Raw genomic sequence first — 20,944 nt, 5'->3', positions numbered from 1 at the left:
TGGTTTCATGGTCCCAGCCCTGGGCATGCAGCGTGCCATGCACCAGCAGGTGGGCGTAGTGCTCCTCCAGCGTCTTGTTCTGCTCGCGCGCCTCGCGCTCGACCACGGGGGCGCACAGCACCAGGTCGGCCATGGCCGTGGGCTCCTGCTGGTAGTCGAAGGTCAGGACGTTGGTGGCGTAGTCCTTTTGCCGGTATTCGCGATTGAGCTGCTGGCCTTCGTCGGCGTCGACGATGCGCACGGTGATTTCGGCATCGACGGCCAGGGCGTGGCGTATCCAGCGCGTGACCTTGCTGCGGGACAGCACGGCGCGGTGGACAGGTGCCTCGGCAAAGCGCGCGAATTGCAGGGACAGTTGCAGTTGGTTCAGGGACATGGGGGAGTGCGTGGGCGTGAGCTTGGGCTTGTGCTTTGGGGCGCCCGTGGGCGGGCGTCTGCTTTGGCTGTCTGGATCAATGCGCGGCAAGGCGCGGTGCGGCACGGCGCGCAGGGGCTTGGCCGCGTGCGTCGTAGGCGTCCACGATGCGGGCCACCAGCGGGTGGCGCACCACGTCGGCGCTGGTGAAGTGGTTGATGGCGATGCCCTTGACGCGCTTCAAGACGCGCTCGGCATCGATCAGGCCGCTCAGGGCGCCCTTGGGCAGGTCGATCTGGCTGACGTCGCCCGTGACCACGGCGCGGGCGCCGAAGCCTATGCGCGTGAGGAACATCTTCATCTGCTCGGGCGTGGTGTTCTGCGCCTCGTCCAGGATGACGAAGGCGTTGTTCAGCGTGCGCCCGCGCATGAAGGCCAGCGGCGCGATCTCCAGCACATTGCGCTCGAAGGCCTTTTGCACCTTCTCGTAGCCCATGAGGTCGTAGAGCGCGTCGTACAGCGGGCGCAGGTAGGGGTCGACCTTCTGCGTGAGGTCGCCGGGCAGAAAGCCCAGGCGCTCGCCCGCTTCCACGGCCGGGCGCGTGAGCACGATGCGCTGCACGGCGCTGCGCTCCAGCGCATCCACGGCGCAGGCCACGGCCAGGTAGGTCTTGCCGGTGCCGGCCGGGCCGATGCCGAAGGTGATGTCGTGGCGGGCGATGTTCTCCAGGTAGGCCGACTGGTTGGCCGTGCGCGCGCGCAGGTCGGGGCGGCGCGTGGACAGCTGGATGGCGTCCTGGGGCTGCTCGATGAGTTCGGTATCACCGGCCAGCATCAGTTGCAGGGAGTCGTCCAGGATGGGGTCGTCGGCCATCTCGTAGAGGGCCTGCAGCAGCTCCAGTGCGTCGTTGGCCTTGGCCTTGGGGCCGTCGATCTTGAATTGCTCGTGGCGGTGGGCGATCTTGACGCCCATTGCGATCTCGATGGTGCGCAGGTGCGCGTCGGCCGGGCCGCAGACGTGGCTCAACCGGTTGTTGTCGTGGGGTGTGAAGGTGTGGCGCAGGATCACGCGGATAATTCCAGAGATTCCGGGCGGCGGCCAGCGCGAGGGCGTGGTGCCATACCCTGTGAATGGGCCGGCGTTCGGTTGCGGACGGGCATGAAAAGCCGCCCCCAGGGCGGCAAAGGACACCAATGATAGGCAAATTGACAGGAACGCTGCTGGAAAAAAACCCGCCCGAGGTGCTGGTGGACTGCGGCGGCGTGGGCTACGAGGTGCAGGTGCCCATGAGCACCTTCTACAACCTGCCCGCCAGTGGGGCCAAGGTCAGCCTGCTGACGCACTTCGTGGTGCGCGAGGATGCGCAGCTTCTGTACGGCTTTGGCACGCACAGCGAGCGCCAGGCGTTCCGTGAGCTGATCAAGATCACCGGCATCGGCCCGCGCATGGCGCTGTCGGTGCTCAGCGGCATGAGCGTGGAGGACCTGGCCCAGGCCGTGACGCTGCAGGAGGTGGGCCGCCTGGTAAAGGTGCCGGGCATCGGCAAGAAGACGGCCGAGCGCCTGCTGCTGGAGCTCAAGGGCAAGATCGGCGCCGATACGGGCGCGCAGTCGCTGTTCGTGAACAACGACCAGAACGACATCGTGCAGGCGCTGATGGCGCTGGGCTATTCCGACAAGGATGCGGCCGCCGCGCTCAAGAAGCTGCCGCCCGACGTGGGCGTGACCGAAGGCATCAAGCTGGCGCTGAAGGCGCTGGCCAAGTGAGCGGCGCATGAGCATCCATACCGACGATTTCGGGCAGGGCGGCTTTGCGCAGGGCGGCTTCCCGCCAGACAAGGCACCGGACAAGCCGCGCATGATTTCGGCAGCGCCGGTCTCGCGCGGGGAAGAGGCCATGGAGCGCGCGCTGCGCCCCAAGCTGCTGCAGGAGTACGTGGGCCAGGCCAAGGCGCGCGAGCAGCTGGAGATCTTCATCGGCGCGGCCCGAAAGCGCAATGAGGCGCTGGACCATGTGCTGCTGTTCGGCCCGCCGGGCCTGGGCAAGACCACGCTGTCGCACATCATTGCGGCCGAGCTGGGCGTGAATCTGCGCCAGACCAGCGGCCCCGTGCTGGAAAAGCCCAAGGACCTGGCGGCGCTGCTGACCAACCTCGAAGCCAACGATGTGCTGTTCATCGACGAGATCCACCGCCTGTCGCCCGTGGTCGAGGAAATCCTCTACCCGGCGCTGGAGGACTACCAGATCGACATCATGATCGGCGAGGGCCCGGCCGCACGCTCCATCAAGCTGGACCTGCAGCCGTTCACGCTGGTGGGCGCGACCACGCGCGCGGGCATGCTGACCAATCCGCTGCGCGACCGCTTCGGCATCGTGGCGCGGCTGGAGTTCTATACGGCCGAGGAGCTGGCGCGCATCGTGCGGCGCAGTGCAGGCCTGTTGAACGCGCCCATCGATGACGAGGGCGCCTTCGAGATCGCGCGCCGCTCGCGCGGCACGCCACGCATTGCCAACCGCCTGCTGCGCCGCGTGCGCGACTATGCCGATGTGCGTGGCGACGGCAGCATCACGCGCGAGCTGGCCGACCGTGCGCTGGCCATGCTCGATGTCGATCCCCAGGGTTTCGACATCATGGACCGCAAGTTGCTGGAGGCCGTGGTGCACCGCTTCGACGGCGGCCCCGTGGGCCTGGACAACATCGCGGCCAGCATCGGCGAGGAAGCGGGCACCATCGAGGATGTGATCGAGCCCTACCTGATCCAGCAGGGCTTTTTGCAGCGCACGCCGCGCGGGCGCATGGCGACCCAGGCAGCGTACCGCCACCTGGGCCTTCCCGTGCCGGGCGACGACGCCAGCTGACGACGCTCATTCCTCCGTGCCGGCGTTCCAGAAGGCCTGCAGCACGCCGGGCAGGGCCTCGATGGCGGCGATCACGCGGTCCAGCTCGTCGGAGTCCACCGAGGTGGCGTAGAGCATGGCCTCGATCTCCGTGTCCTGCGGGCCGAAGGCATGGGTTTCCACGCCGCGCACGGGGTAGCTGGCGTTCTCCAGCAGCTCCAGCATCTGCTCGCGCACATCGCCCTGAGCGCCGCGGTGGCAGATGGCGTAGACGTAGTAGGTCGACTCCGTGGATTCGTCATCCACCGGGCGGCGGTTGATGCGGTTGACCACGGGGCGCAGCAAGGTATTGCTGGCCAGCACGAACAGCGTGGCCAGGCCCGCCTCGGCCACCAGGCTGGCGCCCGCGCAGGCGCCCACGGCGGCCGAGCCCCACAGCGTGGCCGCCGTGTTCAGCCCGGTGATGTTGGCCCCTTCCTTCATGATGGCGCCCGCACCCAGGAAACCCACGCCCGAGACCACGTAGGCCACCACGCGCGTGGCGCCCTCGGCCCCGCCCAGGCGCACGGCCAGGTCCACGAAAACGGCCGCGCCCACGGCGACCAGGGTGTTGGTGCGCAGCCCCGCCGTGCGCTGGCGCACCTGGCGCTCCAGGCCGATGAGGGCGCCGAACACGAAGGCCGTGGTCAGGCTGACGAAGGTGTCCAGCATGGCGCCGGGGTTGAGGTTCTGCAGGGCCTGCATGGGGTTCCGGACTTTCCTGGTGAATGGGTTGAAGGGTGCATCACTGCCAGCCGTAGCGGCGGATGTAGACGCGCTTGAGCAGCGTGGCCAGGCAAGCGTAGCCCAGCAATATGGCAATCATCCACGGGAAGTAGGCCGCCGGCAGCGCCTGCAGCTTGAAGTAGCCGGCCAGCGGCCCCATCGGCAGGAAGATGCCGGCCGCCATCACGGCCGCCGTGGCCAGCAGCAGCGGCCAGGACGGGCGGCTTTGCAGGAAGGGGATCTTGGGCGTGCGGATCATGTGCACGATCAGCGTCTGCGTGAGCAGCCCGATGACGAACCAGCCCGACTGGAACAGCGTCTGCTGCTCGGGCGTGTTGGCGGCGAAGACGAACCACATCAGCGCGAAGGTCAGGATGTCGAACAGCGAGCTGATGGGCCCGAAGAACACCATGAAGCGGCCCAGGTCGGCCGGGTTCCAGCGCAGCGGCTGGCGCACCAGTTCGTCGTCCACGTTGTCGAAGGGGATGGCGATCTGCGAGAGGTCGTACAGCAGGTTCTGCACCAGCAGGTGCAGCGGCAGCATGGGCAGGAAGGGGATGAAGGCCGAGGCCACCATCACCGAGAACACGTTGCCGAAGTTGGAGCTGGCCGTCATGCGGATGTACTTCAGCATGTTGCTGAAGGTGCGCCGGCCCTCGATCACGCCCTGCTCCAGCACCATCAGGCTTTTTTCCAGCAGGATGATGTCGGCCGCCTCCTTGGCGATGTCCACGGCGCTGTCCACGCTGATGCCGATGTCGGCCGCGCGCAGGGCCGGGGCGTCGTTGATGCCGTCGCCCATGAAGCCGGTGATGTGGCCGTTGGCGCGCAGCGCATGCACGATGCGCTCCTTGTGCAGCGGCGTGAGCCGGGCGAACAGCTGGTGCCGTTCCACGGTCTGGCGCAGCATCTCGTCGTTCATGTGCTCGATCTGCGTGCCCAGGATGATGTGGTCTGCGGGCAGCCCCACATCGCGGCAGACCTTGGCGGCCACCAGTTCGTTGTCGCCGGTCAGCAGCTTGACGGCCACGCCGTGCGCGGCCAGGGCGGCCAGCGCATCGGCCGTGGTTTCCTTTGGTGGGTCCAGGAAGGCGATGTAGCCGATCAGGGTCAGCTCCGACTCGTCGGCCACGCCGTAGTCGCTCTTGTGCGGCGGCACTTCCTTCATGGCCACGGCGACCACGCGCAGGCCCTCGCGGTTGAGTTCGCGCGTCACGCGGCGCACGCGGGCCAACTGCTCCTCGTCCAGCGGGCGCGTGCCGTCGCCCTCGCGCAGCCTGGTGCAGGCGCCCAGGATTTCCTCGACCGCGCCCTTGCAGATCAGCTCGTGGTGGTGGTTGCGCTCGGCCACCACCACGGACATGCGGCGGCGCTCGAAGTCGAAGGGGATCTCATCGACCTTGCGGTAGTCCTCGGCCACGCGCATCTGGGTGTGCAGCTCCACGTGTTCCAGCACGGCATGGTCGAGCAGGTTCTTCAGGCCCGTCTGGTAGTGGCTGTTGAGGTAGGCGAAGCGCAGCGTCTCGTCGCAGGGCTGGCCGAAGGCATCGGTGTGCCGTTCCAGCACGATGCGATCCTGGGTCAGCGTGCCGGTCTTGTCGGTGCACAGCACGTCCATGGCGCCGAAGTTCTGGATGGCGTCCAGCCGCTTGACCACGACCTTGCGGCGCGACAGCACCACGGCACCCTTGGCCAGGGTGGAGGTCACGATCATGGGCAGCATCTCGGGCGTCAGGCCCACGGCCACGGACAGCGCGAACAGGAAGGCTTCGGCCCAGTCGCCCTTGGTGTAGCCGTTGATGAACAGCACCACGGGCACCATCACGGCCGCAAAGCGGATCAGCAGCCAGCTGACGCTGTTGACCCCGGTCTCGAAGGCCGTGGGCGCGCGGTCGTTGGAGGTCACCCGCGTGGCAATGGTGCCGAAGTAGCTGCGGTTGCCCGTGGCCAGCACCACGGCCAGCGCCGTGCCCGAGACCACGTTGGTGCCCATGAACAGCAGGTTGCTGGCATCCAGCACGCCGGTGCCATTCGATGCACTGGCGTCGGCGCGCTTTTCCACGGGCAGGGATTCGCCGGTCATGGCGGACTGGCTCACGAACAGGTCCTTGGCGCTGAGCACGCGGCAGTCGGCAGGAATCATGTCCCCGGCCGACAGCACCACGAAATCGCCGGGCACGACCTCGCGCAGCGGCACCTCGTAGCGGCGCGCCTGCTGGCCGAAGCCGCTGTGCGGGGCATCTGCGGAGTCGGCATCTGCAGGAGCCGCGGGGCCGCCATTGCGGCGCAGCACCGTGGCCGTGCTGCTGACCATGGCCTTGAGCCGTGCGGCGGCGCGGTTGGAGCGGCCTTCCTGCACAAAGCGCAGCAGCGTGGACAGCAGCACCATGGAGGCGATGACGACCGTGGCCTTCATGTCCTCCGTGGCGTAGGAGACCACGGCCAGCAGCGTCAGCAGCAGGTTGAAGGGATTGCGGTAGCAGTACCACAGGTGCAGCCAGCCGGGCAGCGGCTTTTCGTGCTCGACCTCGTTGGGGCCGAGACGCGTGAGCGCGGCGCGGGCCTGCTCGCGGGTCAGGCCGTCCTCACTGGAGCCGGTGCGCGCCAGCACGGCGGCAATGTCATCGCGCGAGGCGCGCAGCAGCTCGCGCGTGAGGGTCGGCGATACCGAGCGCGAGTGGTGCACGGCCGTGCCCGAGGGCAGGGCATTGCGCCGGAACAGCCCCAGGGCATGGCGGCTGCGCAGAAACGCCTGGAACAGGTGCTTGAGGCTTTTCATGGTGACCTCCCTGGCGGCTCAGGCCTGGCTCGAACGAAGGGTGGCGCGCAGCCAGTGCCAGTTGCGCTGGCAGGCGCACAGCAGGCGGCGGCGCAGCGGCGGGCGGGTCACGGTGGCCGACTGCAGCCATTGGCGCCGCGCATGGGCAGGCAGGTGGCGGTAGACCTCGGCGCGCTCCTGCGCCGCCAGCAGGGACAGAACGTCGGCCTGCTGGCGCTGCGTGAGCGCCACGAGGGCATGGGCGAAGAGATCGGGGCCGTGTTGCTGCAGCAGGGCGTGCAGTTGTCCGGTGTGGCGTGCCGCAATGGCGGCTTGCAGGGCCAGCTGCAGGGTGCTGGCGCGGGAGGTGTGGCTGGCGCGTGCGGAGACGGGTGCTGTGGCGGGCGTGGTTGCCGGCGTGGTGCGCAGCGCGGTGATGACGTGTTGCATGGCGGGCTTCTTTCGTTGCGGCGGAAGAAGCCCGGCATCTGTCCATCAATGGACGTGCGCGGGTCTCCCGGCCGGGGCCTTGGGATGAGGCGGAAGGGCCGCAGGCATGTGCGGCCGGACCGTATCGGAGGGGTCAGGGCAAGATCGACTCGGATCGGGGTCCATGGGGGAGCTCCTTTCTGACGAGGGGACGGACAAGGCGCGGCGCGCGCTCAGCGCGGCTGCAGGCTCAGAAAGCTGCGGATGCGGTGCGTGGGCCAGTGGGTCTGCAGGTCCAGGTGCATGGCGTGCTCCATGGCCGAAGGGGCCTGGGCTTGCATCTGTGCCTGTGCCTTGGCCTGCATTGCTGCCTGGGAGGCAGCCACGCGCGTGCCGGTGGCGCCGGGGCAGGGCGCGGCAGTGGCAGGCTGCAGGCGTTGCATTGCGGGGCGGACGAACGGTGTGGACATGGCTTTCTCCTTGGCGAACCAGGAAGACCGCCGTAGGCAGGGCCGTCAAGCAGCGTGGGCCGGGCGCTGCTCGATGGCAGACACACGGGCACGCGGTCAGTGATCAACAGCCATTGGAATCTTCGGTGCAGGAGCGGCGTGCCTGATGCATGCCAGGCGCCACTGCAGCGCCGGGCGGCGCGAAGATCCAAGGGGAAACGCAGCAATGGATGGAAGCCGACCGACATGGCCGCTCCCATCACAGGAGTCGGTCAGTCAGCCAGCAGCGAAGCCATTGCGGCGCGCTGTTTGTCACTGGTTGAACTGGCACTGTCCACGGAGGACTCCTGAAAATGCGATCCCTCGATTGTGCCTTGCGAGCTGCTTCGGGTCAACCCTGATGTCGATGCGCCACGGGCCAGCCAGCCCTGCACGATCAGCAGTTGCGCCGCGTAGTAGGTGGACAGCACGCCGGCTTGCGCACCGTCGAAGGGCTGCACAAATCGGTTGATGGCCAGCAGCGAGTCGCTGGCCATGAAGAAGCAGGCACCCATGGCCACCTGCCAGGCCGCCTTGCCGCCCAGATGCCGCGCGCGGCCCAGGGCCTGCGCCGCCATCAGCGCAATGACCAGCACATAGGCGGCCACGGGCAGGCGCAGCGCGGCGGGCAGGCCGCCCTGCCAGAGCACGGCATACATGCCCGCACCCAGGGCCAGCGTGGCGGCCAGCGAGGGCCGGTGCGTAAACCAGGGTGCGTCCTGGCGCAGCAGCACGATATAGGCCAGGTGGGCGAGCAGGAAGCTGGCAAGGCCCGGGATGAACAGATCGGGCAGCATCAGGAACACGTCGCCCGCCAGGGATGCTGCCAGTGCCGCGGCCAGCCAGCAGGCGCCGCGCGCGGGTTTCGCCAGTGCCGAGAAGGCCGCGCTGCCGCGCCACAGCTGCATGACGGCGATCAGCGCAAAGACCATGGTCAGCGGCTTGAACAGCCAGTGCCAGTGCAGCATGTCCAGCACGCTGGTGGCGGTGGCCAGCGCGCCGGCCTCGATGGCCAGGGCCAGCCACAGGCTGATGCGCCCCTGCATGGCCGCGCCCAGTGCCCACTGGCAGGCCAGCAGCACGCCAAACCACAGCGCATTGTGCGCCGTCGAGGACTGGTCGGCATGCCACAGAAACAGCGACACCCCGGCGATCAGCGCCACGAACTGCAGGCCCGCAAACCAGCGCAGGCTGCGCTGCATGTCGGGTGCGTAGAGCACGCGGTGCGCGTCCAGATCGAAGGCCGGCCTGGGAAAGCGCTGCGCCACATCGGCGGGGCGCCATCCGGGCGGCTTGAGCCAGACGCGCAGCTTGTCGCTCCAGCGCCGCGCATGCCAGCTGTCATGGATGAGTTGCCGGTACACCACGGCGTTGGCCCACAGCGGATCCCAGCTTTGCAGCAGGCCGCGCGTGCCGTAGACACAGGGCTCGCTGTCGTCCTCGGGCTTGAAGGTGCCGAACATGCGGTCCCAGACGATGAGGATGCCGCCGTAGTTCCTGTCCAGGTAGCAGTCATTGACGGCGTGGTGCACGCGGTGGTTGCTGGGCGCGCAGAACCAGCGGTCGAACCAGCCCAGGCGCCGCACCTGCTCGGTATGGACCCAGAACTGGTAGAGCAGATCGATCAGGCCCACGATGGCAAACACCAGCGGCGGCACGCCGGCCAGCGCCATGGGCAGGTAGAACAGCCAGCCCAGCAGCGCGCCCGAGCTGGTCTGGCGCAGCGCCGTCGACAGGTTGTAGTCCTGGCTCTGGTGGTGCACGGCGTGGGCTGCCCACAGCACGGCCACCTCATGGCCCATGCGGTGCAGCCAGTAGTAGCAAAAGTCGTAGAGCAGCAGGGCCAGCAGCCAGCCGGGAATGCTGGTCCAGAAGGCATCGTTGCGCCACAGCGCCACATGATCGAAGGCCAGTGTGTACAGACCTATGCGCAGCAGCTGGGTGAAGACGGCGCTGGTCTGGCTGAGCATGCCCAGGCTGATGGAGCTGACGGCATCGGCCAGCCGGTAGGCATTGCGCCCGCGCCACAGGCTCACGCCCCATTCCAGCGCGATCAGCAGCAAAAAGGCCGGCGTGGCGAAGACGATGATTTGGCTGGGTGAGGGCATCATGGCCCGTCAATTCTGGACAGGGCCGTTGTGCGGCGCCTTAGGCGTGAACCCTAGGACACGGAATCACAAGGGTTGAAACGGATTGCAATAAATGGGGCTTCATGGCAAGCGCATGGCAGGAAAATTGCGCCCTATGGCAGAATCGCCCGCTTTCCACGCGCTGGACGTGCTTGCCCTGCAGGCCATCGCCAGCCCGCACCGCCTTTGCCGGCATGCGCCTTGCATGCCCAAGCCCCATGCCCTTGTCCCGCCGCTCCCTGCTATCGGCTGCCGCCTCACTGGCTGCGGCCCTTGCCGCTGCACCCGCCGCCCATGCCGCGCCGGGCGCGGGCAAGCCCTGGCCGGCAGCCGGGCCCATCACCCTGATCGTGCCCTTTGGCGCGGGCAGCGATGTGGACGCCACGGCGCGGCTGATCGCCGAAAAGCTGGGTGCGCGGCTGCACCAGTCGGTGGTGGTGGACAACGTGCCGGCCTCCGGCGGCGTGCTGGGCGTGAGCAAGGTGGCGCGCTCGCATGCCGATGGCTATACGCTGCTGCTGGGCTTTGACGGGCCGGTGAGCATTGCGCAACTGGTGAACTCTTCGGTGCGCTATGACGCCGAGCGTGATCTGGCTCCCGTGGGCCTGACTACGGTGGCGCCCATGGTGATCGTGGCCCGCCCGGGCCTGCCGGTGCACAACCTCAACGAGCTGATCAGCATGGCCCGCGCCCGGCCCGGTGCGCTGACCTATGCCACGCCGGGCGTGGGCACGGTGCTGCACCTGGCCATGGAGCGATTGCAGGAGCGCGCCCGCATCCGCCTGGTCCATGTGCCCTATCGCGGCGTGGCCCAGGTGACCAGCGAAGTCATGGGCGGCCAGGTCGATCTGGGCATTCTGATGACCACCGGCGCCACGCCGCTGGTGCAGCAGAAAAAGCTGGAAGGCGTGGGCGTGACCTCGGCACAGCGCATCGACGTGATTCCCGAGGTGATGAGCTTTGCGGAGGCGCCTGATCTCAAGGGCTTCGAGCTGGAAGCCTGGACCGGCCTGTTCGCCCCCGCCCGCACGCCCGAGCCCGTGGTCAGCCGCCTGGCCGCCGAACTGGCCGAGGTGCTGAAGCTGCCCGAGGTCCGCAAGCGCCTGCAGGACAGTGGCGCCACGCCCGGCTCGGGCACGCCGGCCACGTTCGCCCAATTCCTGAAGAAGGAAAAGGCGAGCTACACGCAGATCGTCAAGTCCGCCAATATCCAGGTGGAATGAGGGGCTGCGCTGCAGTGCGGGCGTTCAGCTGAAAACCTCGTCGCGCGCACCGCCTTCCAGGTGCTGCACATCGCCCCAGCCGACCAGGCCCAGGCCCTGGGGCGTCCACAGCAGGCGGTTGATGGCCGCGTTGCCCAGCGCCCAGGTGCGGGGTGCCTGCACTTCCTGGTGCGTGGCCAGGCGGTAGAGCACATCCATCACGCCGCCATGCGCCACGATCACGATCTGCTCGCCGGGATGGCCACTGGCCAGCCGGTTCACCGTGGCCGAGATGCGGTCGCGCAGCATCAGCAGCGACTCGCCGCCGCCTGCGGGCACGAACTCGGGATCGCGTTTGCGCCAGCGCAGCGCATCCTCCGGGTGGGACGCCTCGATATCGTTGAAGGTCTGGCCCTCGAAGCTGCCGAAGCAGCGCTCGCGCAGGCCCTTGTCGGCCGTCAGCGTCGCCCCCGTGCTTGCGGCCACGGCCTCGGCCGTGACATAGGCACGCAGAAGGTCGCTGCTGTAGATGGCGGCCACCGGCTCACCCGCCAGGGCCTTGCCGGCCTGGGCGGCCTGCCAAAGTCCCATGTCGTTCAGAGGAATGTCCAGATGGCCCTGGATGCGGGCGTCCACATTCCAGGCGGTTTCTCCGTGGCGGATGGCAATGATGCGCGTGGCTTGCATGAGGGGCTGGCGTGGGGAAGCTGCAAAAAGAGCAGGCATTGTCCTGCAAGCTGCGGGAGCCTGCATGGCCCAGGTGCGCAGGCCAAGTGGATCCTTGGCATAGTCAACTAAAAGGCGAAACTGGCGCGCCCTAAACCCAGGGACACCGAGGAAGGGCCGCCCCGCACCGAGGGTGTCGTCCCCCTCAGGGGGAAGGCGCGCAGCGCCTCAGGGGGATCAAATAAGACTTTTTGCGTTGTCCAGCACGAAGTCGCAGGCCTTTTCCTTGAGGTCGCCCTTGAGCTTGTCGATGCTGAAGCTCTTGCCGTTGGAGCCGGTGACCAGGCCGCCCAGGCCGTTCTGGAATCCCGTGTCCTTGGGCTCTTCCTGCTTTTGCATGCCCAGCTTGCCCAGCAACTGGTCCTTGACCTGGGCCGCCTTGTCGGCATTGAGGTAGTTGTTCTTCATGCAGTAGGAGATGACGCCTGCCGCATTGCCGGCCGTGGCCGAGGGGCTCAGGCCCAGGGCGGACAGCGCGCCCGCACCGCCTGCCCCCGCACCCAGCATGCCGCCGAGGCCGGAGCCTTCGCTGCTGGCGGCGGCCTTGTCACCGCCAAGGCCCGAGGCCTGGCGCAGCGAGTCGCCCAGGCCCGACGCCTGGGCAGGCAGGGCGCCCAGGCCCAGCATGGCGCACAGCAGTGCGCTGGCAATGGATGTCTTCATGGATGCTTCCTTTCCGCGGCAACCCGCAGGCTCGATACAGGGCCTGAAATTAGCACGCCGTGCGGCGCAGACCTGTGCCCGATTGCAAACCTTTGCCAGAGCGGGCCGTGGCGGTCTTTCGCGTTTTCACTAGCTGTCAAAGCCGTTGGCCTGTCCATGATGGCCGCACGCCAATGGCGGGCCGCAGGCGGCGGCCTTGTTATTTGGAAATGGCTTTTAAGTATAAAAATCAATTCAACAAGCTGTAAAAGTTATTTACAGTGGGGCGCACCTATATGGCCCGCTTCTTGCGGCGCCCGGGCTGCTGCGTCGCATGACCGCCGCCCTTCCAATCAATCCACAGGGGAGCAGACAAATGATCATGAAGATTCTGGGCAGTTCTTTGCTGGCCGCAGGCCTGTTGACCTCGGCCGCGCTGGCCCAGGCCGAGACCGTGCGCTGGGCGCGCGGCTCCGATCCGACTTCGCTGGACCCGCATGCCTTCAACGTGGGCACCAATTTCGTGCTGCTGCACCAGATCTACGAAACCCTGGTCATCCGCTCGGCCGACGGCAAGCTGGTGCCCACGCTGGCCACCTCGTGGAAGATGACCTCCGACCCGTCGGTCTGGGAGTTCAAGCTGCGTCCCAACGTCAAGTTCCATGACGGCACGCCGTTCACGGCGCGCGACGTGGTCTTCTCGCTGAACCGCGCCAAGGGCGAGAACGCCCAGGTCAAGTCCCTGCTGTCCTCGATGGAGGAGGCCAAGGCCGTGGACGATCTCACGGTGCAGGTGAAGACCAAGGGCCCGAACCTGATCTTCCCCGACAACCTGACCAACCTCTTCATCATGAGCGAGAAGTGGTCCAAGGCCAACGGCGCCGAGACCACGCAGGACACGGCCAGCAAGACCGAGAACGGCGCCACGCGCGCGGCCAACGGCACGGGCGCCTATGTGCTGGCCAGCCGCGAGGTCGATTCGAGGACGGTGATGAAGCTCAATCCCGACTACTGGGGCAAGGGCCAGTTCCCGCTGCAGGTGACCGAGCTGGTCTACCTGCCCATCAAGTCCCCGGCCACGCGCGTGGCGGCCCTGCTGTCGGGCGAGGTGGACTTCGCCCAGGACATTCCCGCGCAGGACGTGGCGCGCCTGAAGCAGGACAAGCGCCTGCGCATCAATGAAGGCCCCGAGAACCGCTCCATCTTCCTGGGACTGAACGTGGGTGCGGCAGAGCTCAAGAGCAGCAACGTCAAGGGCAAGAATCCGCTGGCCGATCCCAAGGTGCGCCAGGCCATCGAGCTGGCCATCGACCGCGATGCGATCAAGCGCTCGGTGATGCGCGGCCTGTCGATTCCCACGGGCGTGATCGCGCCGTCGTTCGTCAACGGCTATGACAAGGCCTTCGCGGCCTATCCCAAGGCGGATGCCGCCAAGGCCAAGCAGCTGCTGGCCGAGGCGGGCTACCCCAACGGCTTCACCATCACGCTGAACACGCCCAATGACCGCTATGTGAACGACGAGGCCATTGCCACGGCGGTGGCGGGCTTCCTGGGCCGCATCGGCATCAAGACCGAAGTCTCGGCCCGGCCGATCGCCATGCACAGCGTGTCGCTGACCAAGGCGGACAGCGACTTCTACCTGTACGGCTGGGGCGTGCCCACCTATGACTCGGCCTACATCTTCGACTTCCTGGTGCACACGCGCGGCAAGGACAGCCGTGGCGCGCAGAACGCGACGCACTACAGCAATGCCGATGTGGATGCCAAGATCCTGTCCCTGTCCTCGGAGAGCGACAAGGCAAAGCGCGATGCCACCATCAAGAGCATCTGGGAGACGGTGCAAAAGGAGCGCTTTTACATCGCGCTGCATGACCAGGTGATCCACTTCGCGTCCGTGCCCCGGATCAATGTGCCCGTGCACCCGGACAACGCGCTGCACTTCAAGTTCGTCAAGTTCGAGAAGAAGTAAGCGCCGATGCTGGTCCATCTGCTGCGCCGGCTGGGCCAGTCCGCCCTGGTCCTGCTGGCCGTTTCCTTTGTCTCGTTCATGGTGTTCCGCCATATCGGCGATCCCACGATCAGCCTGCTGGGCGAGGACGCGACGGTTGCCGAGCGCGAGGCGCTGACGGAAAGCCTGGGCTTCAACAAGCCCGTGCCCCTGCAGTACCTGGGCTACGTGGGCAAGGTGCTGCAGGGCGACCTGGGCATCTCCTACCGGCTCAAGCGCCCCGTGACCGAGATCATTGCCGAGCGCCTGCCCGCCACGCTGGAGCTGGCGATGACGGCGGCGCTGTTCGCCCTGGTCATCGGCGTGGCGCTGGGCGTGTACACGGCCATACGGCGCGAGGGCTGGCTGAGCCGCTCGATCATGACGGTGTCGCTGGTGGGCGTATCCCTGCCCACCTTCCTGATCGGCATCGCCCTGATCTACCTGTTTGCCGTGGAGCTGCGCTGGCTGCCGTCCTTCGGGCGCGGCGAGACGGTGAAGCTGGGCGGCTGGGAGACCGGGCTGCTGACGGCTTCGGGCTGGTCGGCGCTGATCCTGCCGGCCATCACGCTGGGCTTCTACAACATGACGCTGATCATGCGCCTGGTGCGCGCCGAGATGCTGGAGGTGCTGCGCGCCGACTACATGCGCTTCGGCCGCGCGCGCGGGCTGCGCGAGCGCGACCTGTACTTCGGCCATGCGCTGCGCAATACCCTGATTCCCGTGATCACCATCGCGGGCCTGCAGATCGGCTCGCTGATCGCCTTTGCCATCGTCACCGAGACCGTGTTCCAGTGGCCCGGCGTGGGCCTGCTGTTCATCTCCTCCATCCAGGGCGTGGACGTGCCGCTGATCGCCGCCTACCTGATGTTCATCGCGCTGCTGTACGTGGGCATCAACCTGCTCGTCGATTTCCTGTACGTGATCGTGGACCCCCGCTTGAGAAACCGATGACCGATTCCGCCAAACAAGCAATCCCTCCCACGGGCTGGCGCGCCAGCGACTCGCCGGTCAAGCGCGCCTTTGCACGCTCGCGCCTGGTGCAGGCGGCGGCGCTGGTGCTGGCGCTGATCGTGGCGGCCACGCTGCTGTCGCCCTGGCTGGCCTGGCAGAACCCCTTCGATCCGGCCAATCTGGACCTGATGGATGCCTTCACGCCCCCGGGCCAGGCGGGCACCAGCGGCACGCTGTACGCGCTGGGCTCGGACGACCAGGGCCGCGATGTCTGGAGCGCCATCCTCTACGGGCTGCGCATGTCGGTGCTGGTGGGCGTGTCGGCCGTGGGGCTGTCCCTGCTGATCGGCGTGCCGCTGGGCCTGGTCTGCGGCTATGCGGGCGGCTGGTTCGACACGCTGATGATGCGCATCGCCGATGTGCAGCTGACCTTTCCCGTGATCCTGGTGGCGCTGCTGGTCTTCGGCATCGCACGCGGCCTGCTGCCCGAGGGCTACCGCGACGACATGGCGGTCTTCGTGATCATCGTGGCCATCGGCCTGTCCGACTGGGTGCAGTACGCACGCACCGTGCGCGGCGCGGTGATGGTGGAAAAGCACAAGGACTACGTGCTGGCGGCCCAGCTCATTGGCCGCAGCCGCGTGGCCATCCTGGTGCGCCACATCCTGCCCAACCTGCTGGCGCCCATCCTGGTCATCGCCACCATCAGCTTCGCGCATGCCATCGTGGCCGAGTCCACGCTGTCCTACCTGGGCGTGGGCCTGCCGCCAACCCAGCCTTCGCTGGGCACGCTGATCCGCATTGGCCAGGGCTTCCTGTTCTCGGGCGAGTGGTGGATATTGCTGTTTCCCTCGCTGGTGCTGCTGGCGCTGGCGCTGTCCGTCAACCTCGTCGGCGACTGGCTGCGCGACGCACTGAACCCCAAGCTGCAATGAGCACGACACAAGAATCCGGGCAGCCCCCCGCACAGCCTGCGGTGCTGAGCGTTCGCGGCCTGTCCGTCACCTTCGACACCTACAAGGGCCCCGTGCAGGTGCTGGACGATGTGTCCTTCGACATCGCGCCCGGCGAGATTCTGGGCGTGGTCGGCGAGTCGGGCGCGGGCAAGTCCATGACGGGCGCCGCCGTGATCGGCCTGATCGAGCCGCCGGGCCGCATCTCGGCCGGCACGGTGCAGCTGCGCGGCGAGCGCATCGACACGCTGCGCGGCGAGGACCTGCGGCGCATACGCGGCCGGCGCATAGGCTCCATCTTCCAGGACCCGCTGACCAGCCTGAACCCGGTCTATACCGTGGGCCGGCACCTGGTGGAGACCATCCGCACGCACCTGCCCGTCTCCGAGAAGGAGGCCGAGGCGCGCGCGCTGGCCCTGCTCGAAGAGGTGGAGATCCCGCAGGCGCGCGAGCGCATGGCCCAGTATCCGCACCAGTTCTCTGGCGGCATGCGCCAGCGCGTGGCCATCGCCCTGGCGCTGTGCGCCGAGCCCGAACTCATCATTGCCGACGAGCCCACCACGGCGCTGGACGTGTCCGTGCAGGCGCAGATCATTGCCCTGCTGCGCCGCGTGTGCAAGGAGCGCGGCGCGGCCGCCATGCTGATCACGCACGACATGGGAGTGATCGCCGAGACGGCCGACCGCGTCATGGTCATGTACCAGGGCCGCGTGCTGGAAACCGGACCCGTGCGCCAGGTGCTGGACGCGCCGCAGCAGCCCTACACCCAGGTGCTGATGGGCGCCATTCCCAGCGTGCACCACCGCGTGCAGCGCCTGCCCGTGCCCGAGGTGGGAGGCGGCCCGGCCGCGCCCGCCGTGCCCTGGCAGTCCGGGGCCGGTGCGCAGGAGCCCGCGGCTGCCCTGCTGGAGGTCAGGGATCTGTGCAAGGAGTTCGACCTGTCCAGCGGCTGGCTGGCCCGGCTGCTGGCGCGCGAGGACAAAAAGATCCTCAAGGCCGTGGACGGCGTCGGCTTCTCCATCCGCAGGGGCTCCACATTCGGCCTGGTCGGTGAGTCCGGCTCGGGAAAATCCACGGTGGCGCGCATGGTGGCGGGGCTGACGCCGCCCACCAGTGGCACCGTGCTGTTCGACGGCGTGGACAAGTGGAGCCCGGCCGCCCAGACCGTGGCCATGCGCCGGCGCTTCCAGATGATCTTCCAGGACCCGTATGCCAGCCTGAACCCGCGCTGGACCGTGCAGGAACTGATTGCCGAGCCCCTGCAGGTGCTGGCCCTGACGGCCGGCAAGGACGAGACGGCCGAGCGCGTGCAGGAGGCGCTGCGCCGCGTGCGCATGAAGCCCGACGATGCGCGCAAGTACCCGCACCAGTTCTCGGGCGGGCAGCGCCAGCGCATCGCCATCGCGCGCGCCCTGGCCAGCCGGCCCGAATTCATCATCTGCGATGAGCCCACCTCGGCGCTGGACGTCTCGGTCCAGGCCCAGGTGCTCAACCTCATGCGCGACCTGCAGGAGGAGTTCGGCCTGACCTATCTGCTGATCAGCCACAACCTGGCCGTGATCCGCCACATGTGCGACGACATCGGCGTCATGCAGCGCGGCCGCCTGGTCGAGACCGGCGAGGCCGGCGCCGTGCTCGATGCGCCGCAGCATGCGTACACGCGTGCGCTGATGGCTGCCGTGCCTGATATGGAGCATGTGCACTGAGGCGGGTGCACTGCCATGGCCTGGCGTTCAGGTCGCGGCAACGACCCGCACGTCGAACCGGACCTGAAGCCAGTTCTTGATGGCGGCAAAGATGGCGGCAAGATTGTCCATGCTGGGGTTGCCTTTCGGCGAAAGCATGCGGTGCAGGCTCTTGCTCGGCTTGTGCGTGAGGTCGGCCAGCGTCTCGAATCCCACCGTTGCGTTGACGAGATCGCGCAGGACGAGGCGTGCCGTTTCTGGCTCACCGCTCAGAAAAAGAGTGGCCGCCTCATCAAGCAGCGCCTGTGCGAAAGCAGGGTCGCGCTCAATGCGCTGAATGACCGTTTGTTTGAAATCGCGGGTGAGCGTCATGCTTTCGTTCCTTTTTTGGCATTGTCCGAGGGGCGTTGCCTCTTGCGAGCCTTGTATTCGCTGTGCAGGGCCACGGCTTCGTCGATGGCCTTCTGCTGGCCCTTTTTCGTGCTGCCCCCGAACAGGATGATCAATCTTTCCCCGTCCTTGGCGAGATAGATGCGGTAGCCCGGGCCCCAGTCGATCTTGTATTCGCCAATACCCCGGAACCATTCGATATTGGAGGTGTTGCCCAACTCCATGCGGGCCATGGCGACGGCCACCTTGGCGGCCGCCTGGCCATCCAGCCCGTTGAACCATGTCTGGTACGCGCTGCTGCCGTCTTCGCGGATGTACTCCTGGAGCTGGATTCGCATGGATTGGATGGTAACTTATGAGTTACCAACGCTGCAAGGCACTGTCCACATGACCTACAGCGTTCTCATGTCCCCAGGAACGAATGACAGCGATGGACCAAAAAAAGGCCTGCGGATGCAGGCCTTTGCTTCTGAGACACGATGGCTTACCGGGCGGGTGCTGGCGTGGCCGGTGCTGCCTGCGCTGCAGGCGCCCCCTGGGCCGGCGGCTGCGCCGGCGCGCCACCCTGCTGCACCGGACCGATGGTGGTGCGCACCACGCGCGAGCCCTTTGGCGGGTTGGGGAAGCCGGTCAGGGCGGCGTCGAACAGGATGCCGAAGATGGCCGGGTCGTCGGTCCACACATCCTGGCGCTGGGCCGAGGTCTCGTAGACGATCTGCTGCGTGGTGGCGTTGCGCATCACGATGCTGACGGCGCGGTAGTACTCCAGCGGCGGGCCGTCGAACATGAAGCTGCCGCCAAAGCCCATGCCCCAGCCGCGCCCGTAGCCCACGCCCCAGCCCCAGCGCGGGCCGCCCCAGCGGTCGTAGTAGGGCCAGGCGGCGTAGTCGCGCGCATAGCGTGCGTCGGCACCGATCTGCACGATCAGGCTGGCCCGGGAGTCGTCGCGCTGCAGGCCCACGCGGCCCAGGGCCTGCTGGGCCTGGGACTCGATGGCCGCGAAATGCGTCTGCGCCTCGCGTTGCGAGGGCAGCACTTCCAGGCGGTAGGTGGGCGGCGCGGGCAGGGCGCCCAGCGTGGAATAGCTCTGGACGGTGCTCTGGACTTCGCGCACGCTGGCGCAGCCCGTGAGCAAGGCCGTGGCCACGATGGCCAGGACATGGATGCAGCGCAGCTTCATGGTGTACTCCTTGGTCGAAAAAAGGCCCGTTTGCACGGGCCTTGGTTGGAGTGGGGCGATTGTTATAGGTTCAGCCGTCAGGACGACAGTTGTACCACCTGCAGGCCGGGCAGTGATGCGGAGACGGGCATCTCTTCATGGTCGAAGGCCATGTCGCCGTTGGGGTCGGCAATGCCGGTGGCCTTGGCGTTCTTGAAGTCGTGCAGCTCGGGATCCATCATGTGCGTGGTCACGATGTGGCCCATGGCGCGGAACATGCTTTCCACGCGGCCCGGGAATTTCTTGTCCCATTCGCGCAGCAGCTCGCCCACGGCCACGCGCTGCAGGCCGTCCTGGCTGCCGCAGAGGTTGCAGGGGATGATGGGGAAGTTCTGGTACTGGGCCCAGCGGACGGTGTCCTTCTCGGGCACGTAGCACAGCGGGCGGATCACCACATGCTTGCCGTCGTCCGAGACCAGCTTCGGGGGCATGCCCTTCATGCGGCCGCCGTAGAACATGTTGAGCATCAGCGTCTGCACGATGTCGTCGCGGTGGTGGCCCAGGGCCACCTTGGTGCAGCCCAGCTCGTCGGCCACCTTGTACAGGATGGCGCGGCGCAGGCGCGAGCACAGGCCGCAGGTGGTCTTGCCCTCGGGCACCACGCGCTTGACCACGCTGTAGGTGTCCTGCGTTTCGATGTGGTAGTCCACGCCGATGCTCTTGAAGTACTCGGGCAGCACATGGTCGGGAAAACCGGGCTGCTTCTGGTCGAGGTTCACCGCCACCAGCTCGAATTTGACGGGCGCGCGCTTTTGCAGCTTGCGCAGCACGTCCAGCATCGTGTAGCTGTCCTTGCCGCCCGACATGCAGACCATGATCTTGTCGCCTTCCTCGATCATGTTGAAGTCGGTGATGGCGCGGCCCACCTCGCGGCACAGGCGCTTTTCCAGCTTGACCTGCTCGCGCTCGATCTTGATGCGGTTGCCGTTCGCGGTATTGGCTTGGGCATCCGCATCCGCATCGGCGGCGGCGGTTTCGGGGGCGGCTTCTTCGGCCAGCCAGGGGTTGTCGGTCACTGCATTCATGGGGTTCACCATTGTCCGGTTTCGATGCGAATGGCCACTTCGCAGTCTTCAAAGATTTCCAGCTTGGCGATTTTCACGCGCACGCCCAGCACGCCGGGCAGCTGCATCAGGCGCTGGGCCAGCTTGCCGATCAGGCTCTCCAGCAGGTTCACATGCTCGGCCGTGCATTCATCGATGATGATCTGGCGCACCTTGCGGTAGTCCAGCACATGCAGGATGTCGTCGTCGCGCGGCGCCAGCGGTTGGGTGCCCAGGCTCAGCTCGGCATCGACCTGGATGGGCTGGGGCATCTGTTTTTCGTGGGCGAGGATGCCCAGGTTGGCGTCGAAGCGCAAACCCGTGAGCGTCAGGATCTGTTGTCCGGTGGCGGAGTGCATGGGAAAAGCCGTGGAGTGTTT

21 protein-coding genes are annotated in these 20,944 nt (G+C 67.1%); 7 read left to right on the top strand and 14 right to left on the bottom strand.

What is annotated here, in order from left to right:
* Window positions 1-376, bottom strand: a 376-nt coding sequence (gene ybeY / locus JHD82_RS17845) for an rRNA maturation RNase YbeY (RefSeq protein WP_199137876.1), incomplete at its 3' end; no start/stop codon positions are given.
* Between the two features lie 76 nt (window positions 377-452).
* Window positions 453-1,424, bottom strand: coding sequence for a PhoH family protein (locus tag JHD82_RS17840; protein ID WP_012203155.1), 972 nt, complete (start codon window positions 1,422-1,424; stop codon window positions 453-455).
* Window positions 1,425-1,549: 125 nt separating this feature from the next.
* Here JHD82_RS17840 and ruvA point away from each other — a divergent pair, with 125 nt between their 5' ends.
* Both ruvA and ruvB read left to right on the top strand, forming a co-directional pair.
* Window positions 1,550-2,122: a Holliday junction branch migration protein RuvA gene (ruvA, locus tag JHD82_RS17835; RefSeq protein WP_012203156.1), complete on the top strand. Its 573-nt coding sequence runs from the start codon at window positions 1,550-1,552 to the stop codon at window positions 2,120-2,122.
* A 7-nt stretch (window positions 2,123-2,129) separates the two neighbouring features.
* Window positions 2,130-3,215 carry a Holliday junction branch migration DNA helicase RuvB gene (gene ruvB, locus JHD82_RS17830; protein WP_063327342.1) on the top strand — a complete coding sequence of 362 codons (1,086 nt, stop codon included), beginning with the start codon at window positions 2,130-2,132 and terminating at the stop codon, window positions 3,213-3,215.
* 6 nt (window positions 3,216-3,221) lie between these two features.
* On the opposite strand, the gene JHD82_RS17825 is transcribed toward ruvB, so the two are convergent.
* The 5 genes from JHD82_RS17825 to JHD82_RS17805 all read right to left on the bottom strand — a co-directional run bounded on the left by JHD82_RS17825 (window position 3,222) and on the right by JHD82_RS17805 (window position 9,742).
* A complete protein-coding gene (locus tag JHD82_RS17825) occupies window positions 3,222-3,938 on the bottom strand; it encodes an MgtC/SapB family protein (RefSeq protein WP_012203158.1) in 717 nt (238 codons plus the stop codon).
* A gap of 40 nt (window positions 3,939-3,978) precedes the next feature.
* The gene (mgtA, locus tag JHD82_RS17820) at window positions 3,979-6,738 is read right to left on the bottom strand and encodes a magnesium-translocating P-type ATPase (RefSeq protein WP_199137869.1); all 2,760 of its coding nucleotides are present in this window, start codon (window positions 6,736-6,738) and stop codon (window positions 3,979-3,981) included.
* 18 nt (window positions 6,739-6,756) lie between these two features.
* Window positions 6,757-7,167 (bottom strand): hypothetical protein, encoded by a 411-nt coding sequence (locus tag JHD82_RS17815; protein WP_043780774.1) that lies wholly within the window; start codon window positions 7,165-7,167, stop codon window positions 6,757-6,759.
* A gap of 212 nt (window positions 7,168-7,379) precedes the next feature.
* Window positions 7,380-7,616: a hypothetical protein gene (locus tag JHD82_RS17810; protein WP_012203161.1), complete on the bottom strand. Its 237-nt coding sequence runs from the start codon at window positions 7,614-7,616 to the stop codon at window positions 7,380-7,382.
* 251 nt (window positions 7,617-7,867) lie between these two features.
* A complete protein-coding gene (locus JHD82_RS17805) occupies window positions 7,868-9,742 on the bottom strand; it encodes a lysoplasmalogenase family protein (RefSeq protein WP_199137867.1) in 1,875 nt (624 codons plus the stop codon).
* A gap of 239 nt (window positions 9,743-9,981) precedes the next feature.
* Here JHD82_RS17805 and JHD82_RS17800 point away from each other — a divergent pair, with 239 nt between their 5' ends.
* Complete coding sequence (locus JHD82_RS17800; RefSeq protein WP_043780777.1) at window positions 9,982-10,986, top strand: tripartite tricarboxylate transporter substrate binding protein; 1,005 nt, start codon at window positions 9,982-9,984, stop codon at window positions 10,984-10,986.
* A 24-nt stretch (window positions 10,987-11,010) separates the two neighbouring features.
* Here the strand turns inward: JHD82_RS17800 and JHD82_RS17795 are convergent, their stop codons facing one another.
* Window positions 11,011-11,652 carry a histidine phosphatase family protein gene (locus JHD82_RS17795; protein WP_065345339.1) on the bottom strand — a complete coding sequence of 214 codons (642 nt, stop codon included), beginning with the start codon at window positions 11,650-11,652 and terminating at the stop codon, window positions 11,011-11,013.
* 216 nt (window positions 11,653-11,868) lie between these two features.
* Window positions 11,869-12,354 (bottom strand): DUF2501 domain-containing protein, encoded by a 486-nt coding sequence (locus tag JHD82_RS17790; RefSeq protein ID WP_199137859.1) that lies wholly within the window; start codon window positions 12,352-12,354, stop codon window positions 11,869-11,871.
* A 355-nt stretch (window positions 12,355-12,709) separates the two neighbouring features.
* Between JHD82_RS17790 and JHD82_RS17785 the strand changes: the two genes are divergently transcribed.
* Genes JHD82_RS17785 through JHD82_RS17770 form a run of 4 tightly spaced genes read left to right on the top strand, consistent with a single transcriptional unit; the run spans window position 12,710 to window position 17,933 of the window.
* Window positions 12,710-14,302 carry an ABC transporter substrate-binding protein gene (locus JHD82_RS17785; protein WP_199137857.1) on the top strand — a complete coding sequence of 531 codons (1,593 nt, stop codon included), beginning with the start codon at window positions 12,710-12,712 and terminating at the stop codon, window positions 14,300-14,302.
* 6 nt (window positions 14,303-14,308) lie between these two features.
* Window positions 14,309-15,274: an ABC transporter permease gene (locus tag JHD82_RS17780; protein WP_012203171.1), complete on the top strand. Its 966-nt coding sequence runs from the start codon at window positions 14,309-14,311 to the stop codon at window positions 15,272-15,274.
* Entirely contained in the window at window positions 15,271-16,209 is a 939-nt protein-coding gene (locus tag JHD82_RS17775; protein WP_012203172.1) for an ABC transporter permease, read from the top strand. The genes JHD82_RS17780 and JHD82_RS17775 overlap by 4 nt, the downstream gene beginning before the upstream one ends.
* A complete protein-coding gene (locus tag JHD82_RS17770) occupies window positions 16,206-17,933 on the top strand; it encodes an ABC transporter ATP-binding protein (RefSeq protein ID WP_199137855.1) in 1,728 nt (575 codons plus the stop codon). The genes JHD82_RS17775 and JHD82_RS17770 overlap by 4 nt, the downstream gene beginning before the upstream one ends.
* Before the next feature lie 27 nt (window positions 17,934-17,960).
* Here JHD82_RS17770 and JHD82_RS17765 read toward each other — a convergent pair whose 3' ends face one another.
* From JHD82_RS17765 to JHD82_RS17745, 5 genes are all read right to left on the bottom strand, one after another.
* The gene (locus JHD82_RS17765) at window positions 17,961-18,284 is read right to left on the bottom strand and encodes a DNA-binding protein (RefSeq protein ID WP_012203174.1); all 324 of its coding nucleotides are present in this window, start codon (window positions 18,282-18,284) and stop codon (window positions 17,961-17,963) included.
* A complete protein-coding gene (locus JHD82_RS17760) occupies window positions 18,281-18,640 on the bottom strand; it encodes a type II toxin-antitoxin system RelE/ParE family toxin (RefSeq protein ID WP_034367349.1) in 360 nt (119 codons plus the stop codon). Before JHD82_RS17760 ends, JHD82_RS17765 begins: the two co-directional genes overlap by 4 nt.
* A gap of 146 nt (window positions 18,641-18,786) precedes the next feature.
* Window positions 18,787-19,482 (bottom strand): DUF4136 domain-containing protein, encoded by a 696-nt coding sequence (locus JHD82_RS17755; protein ID WP_065345344.1) that lies wholly within the window; start codon window positions 19,480-19,482, stop codon window positions 18,787-18,789.
* Between the two features lie 77 nt (window positions 19,483-19,559).
* The gene (gene ttcA / locus JHD82_RS17750) at window positions 19,560-20,558 is read right to left on the bottom strand and encodes a tRNA 2-thiocytidine(32) synthetase TtcA (protein ID WP_199137852.1); all 999 of its coding nucleotides are present in this window, start codon (window positions 20,556-20,558) and stop codon (window positions 19,560-19,562) included.
* A complete protein-coding gene (locus tag JHD82_RS17745) occupies window positions 20,552-20,923 on the bottom strand; it encodes a dihydroneopterin aldolase (protein ID WP_013804281.1) in 372 nt (123 codons plus the stop codon). Before JHD82_RS17745 ends, ttcA begins: the two co-directional genes overlap by 7 nt.
* Window positions 20,924-20,944 lie beyond the last annotated feature (21 nt).

It is taken from the genome of Delftia sp. ASV31 (genome assembly GCF_016428765.1).
Classification (GTDB): Bacteria; Pseudomonadota; Gammaproteobacteria; order Burkholderiales; family Burkholderiaceae_C; genus Comamonas; species Comamonas acidovorans.
Note: the sequence above shows the minus strand (reverse complement) of the source record. Positions and strands in the feature narration are given on the sequence as shown.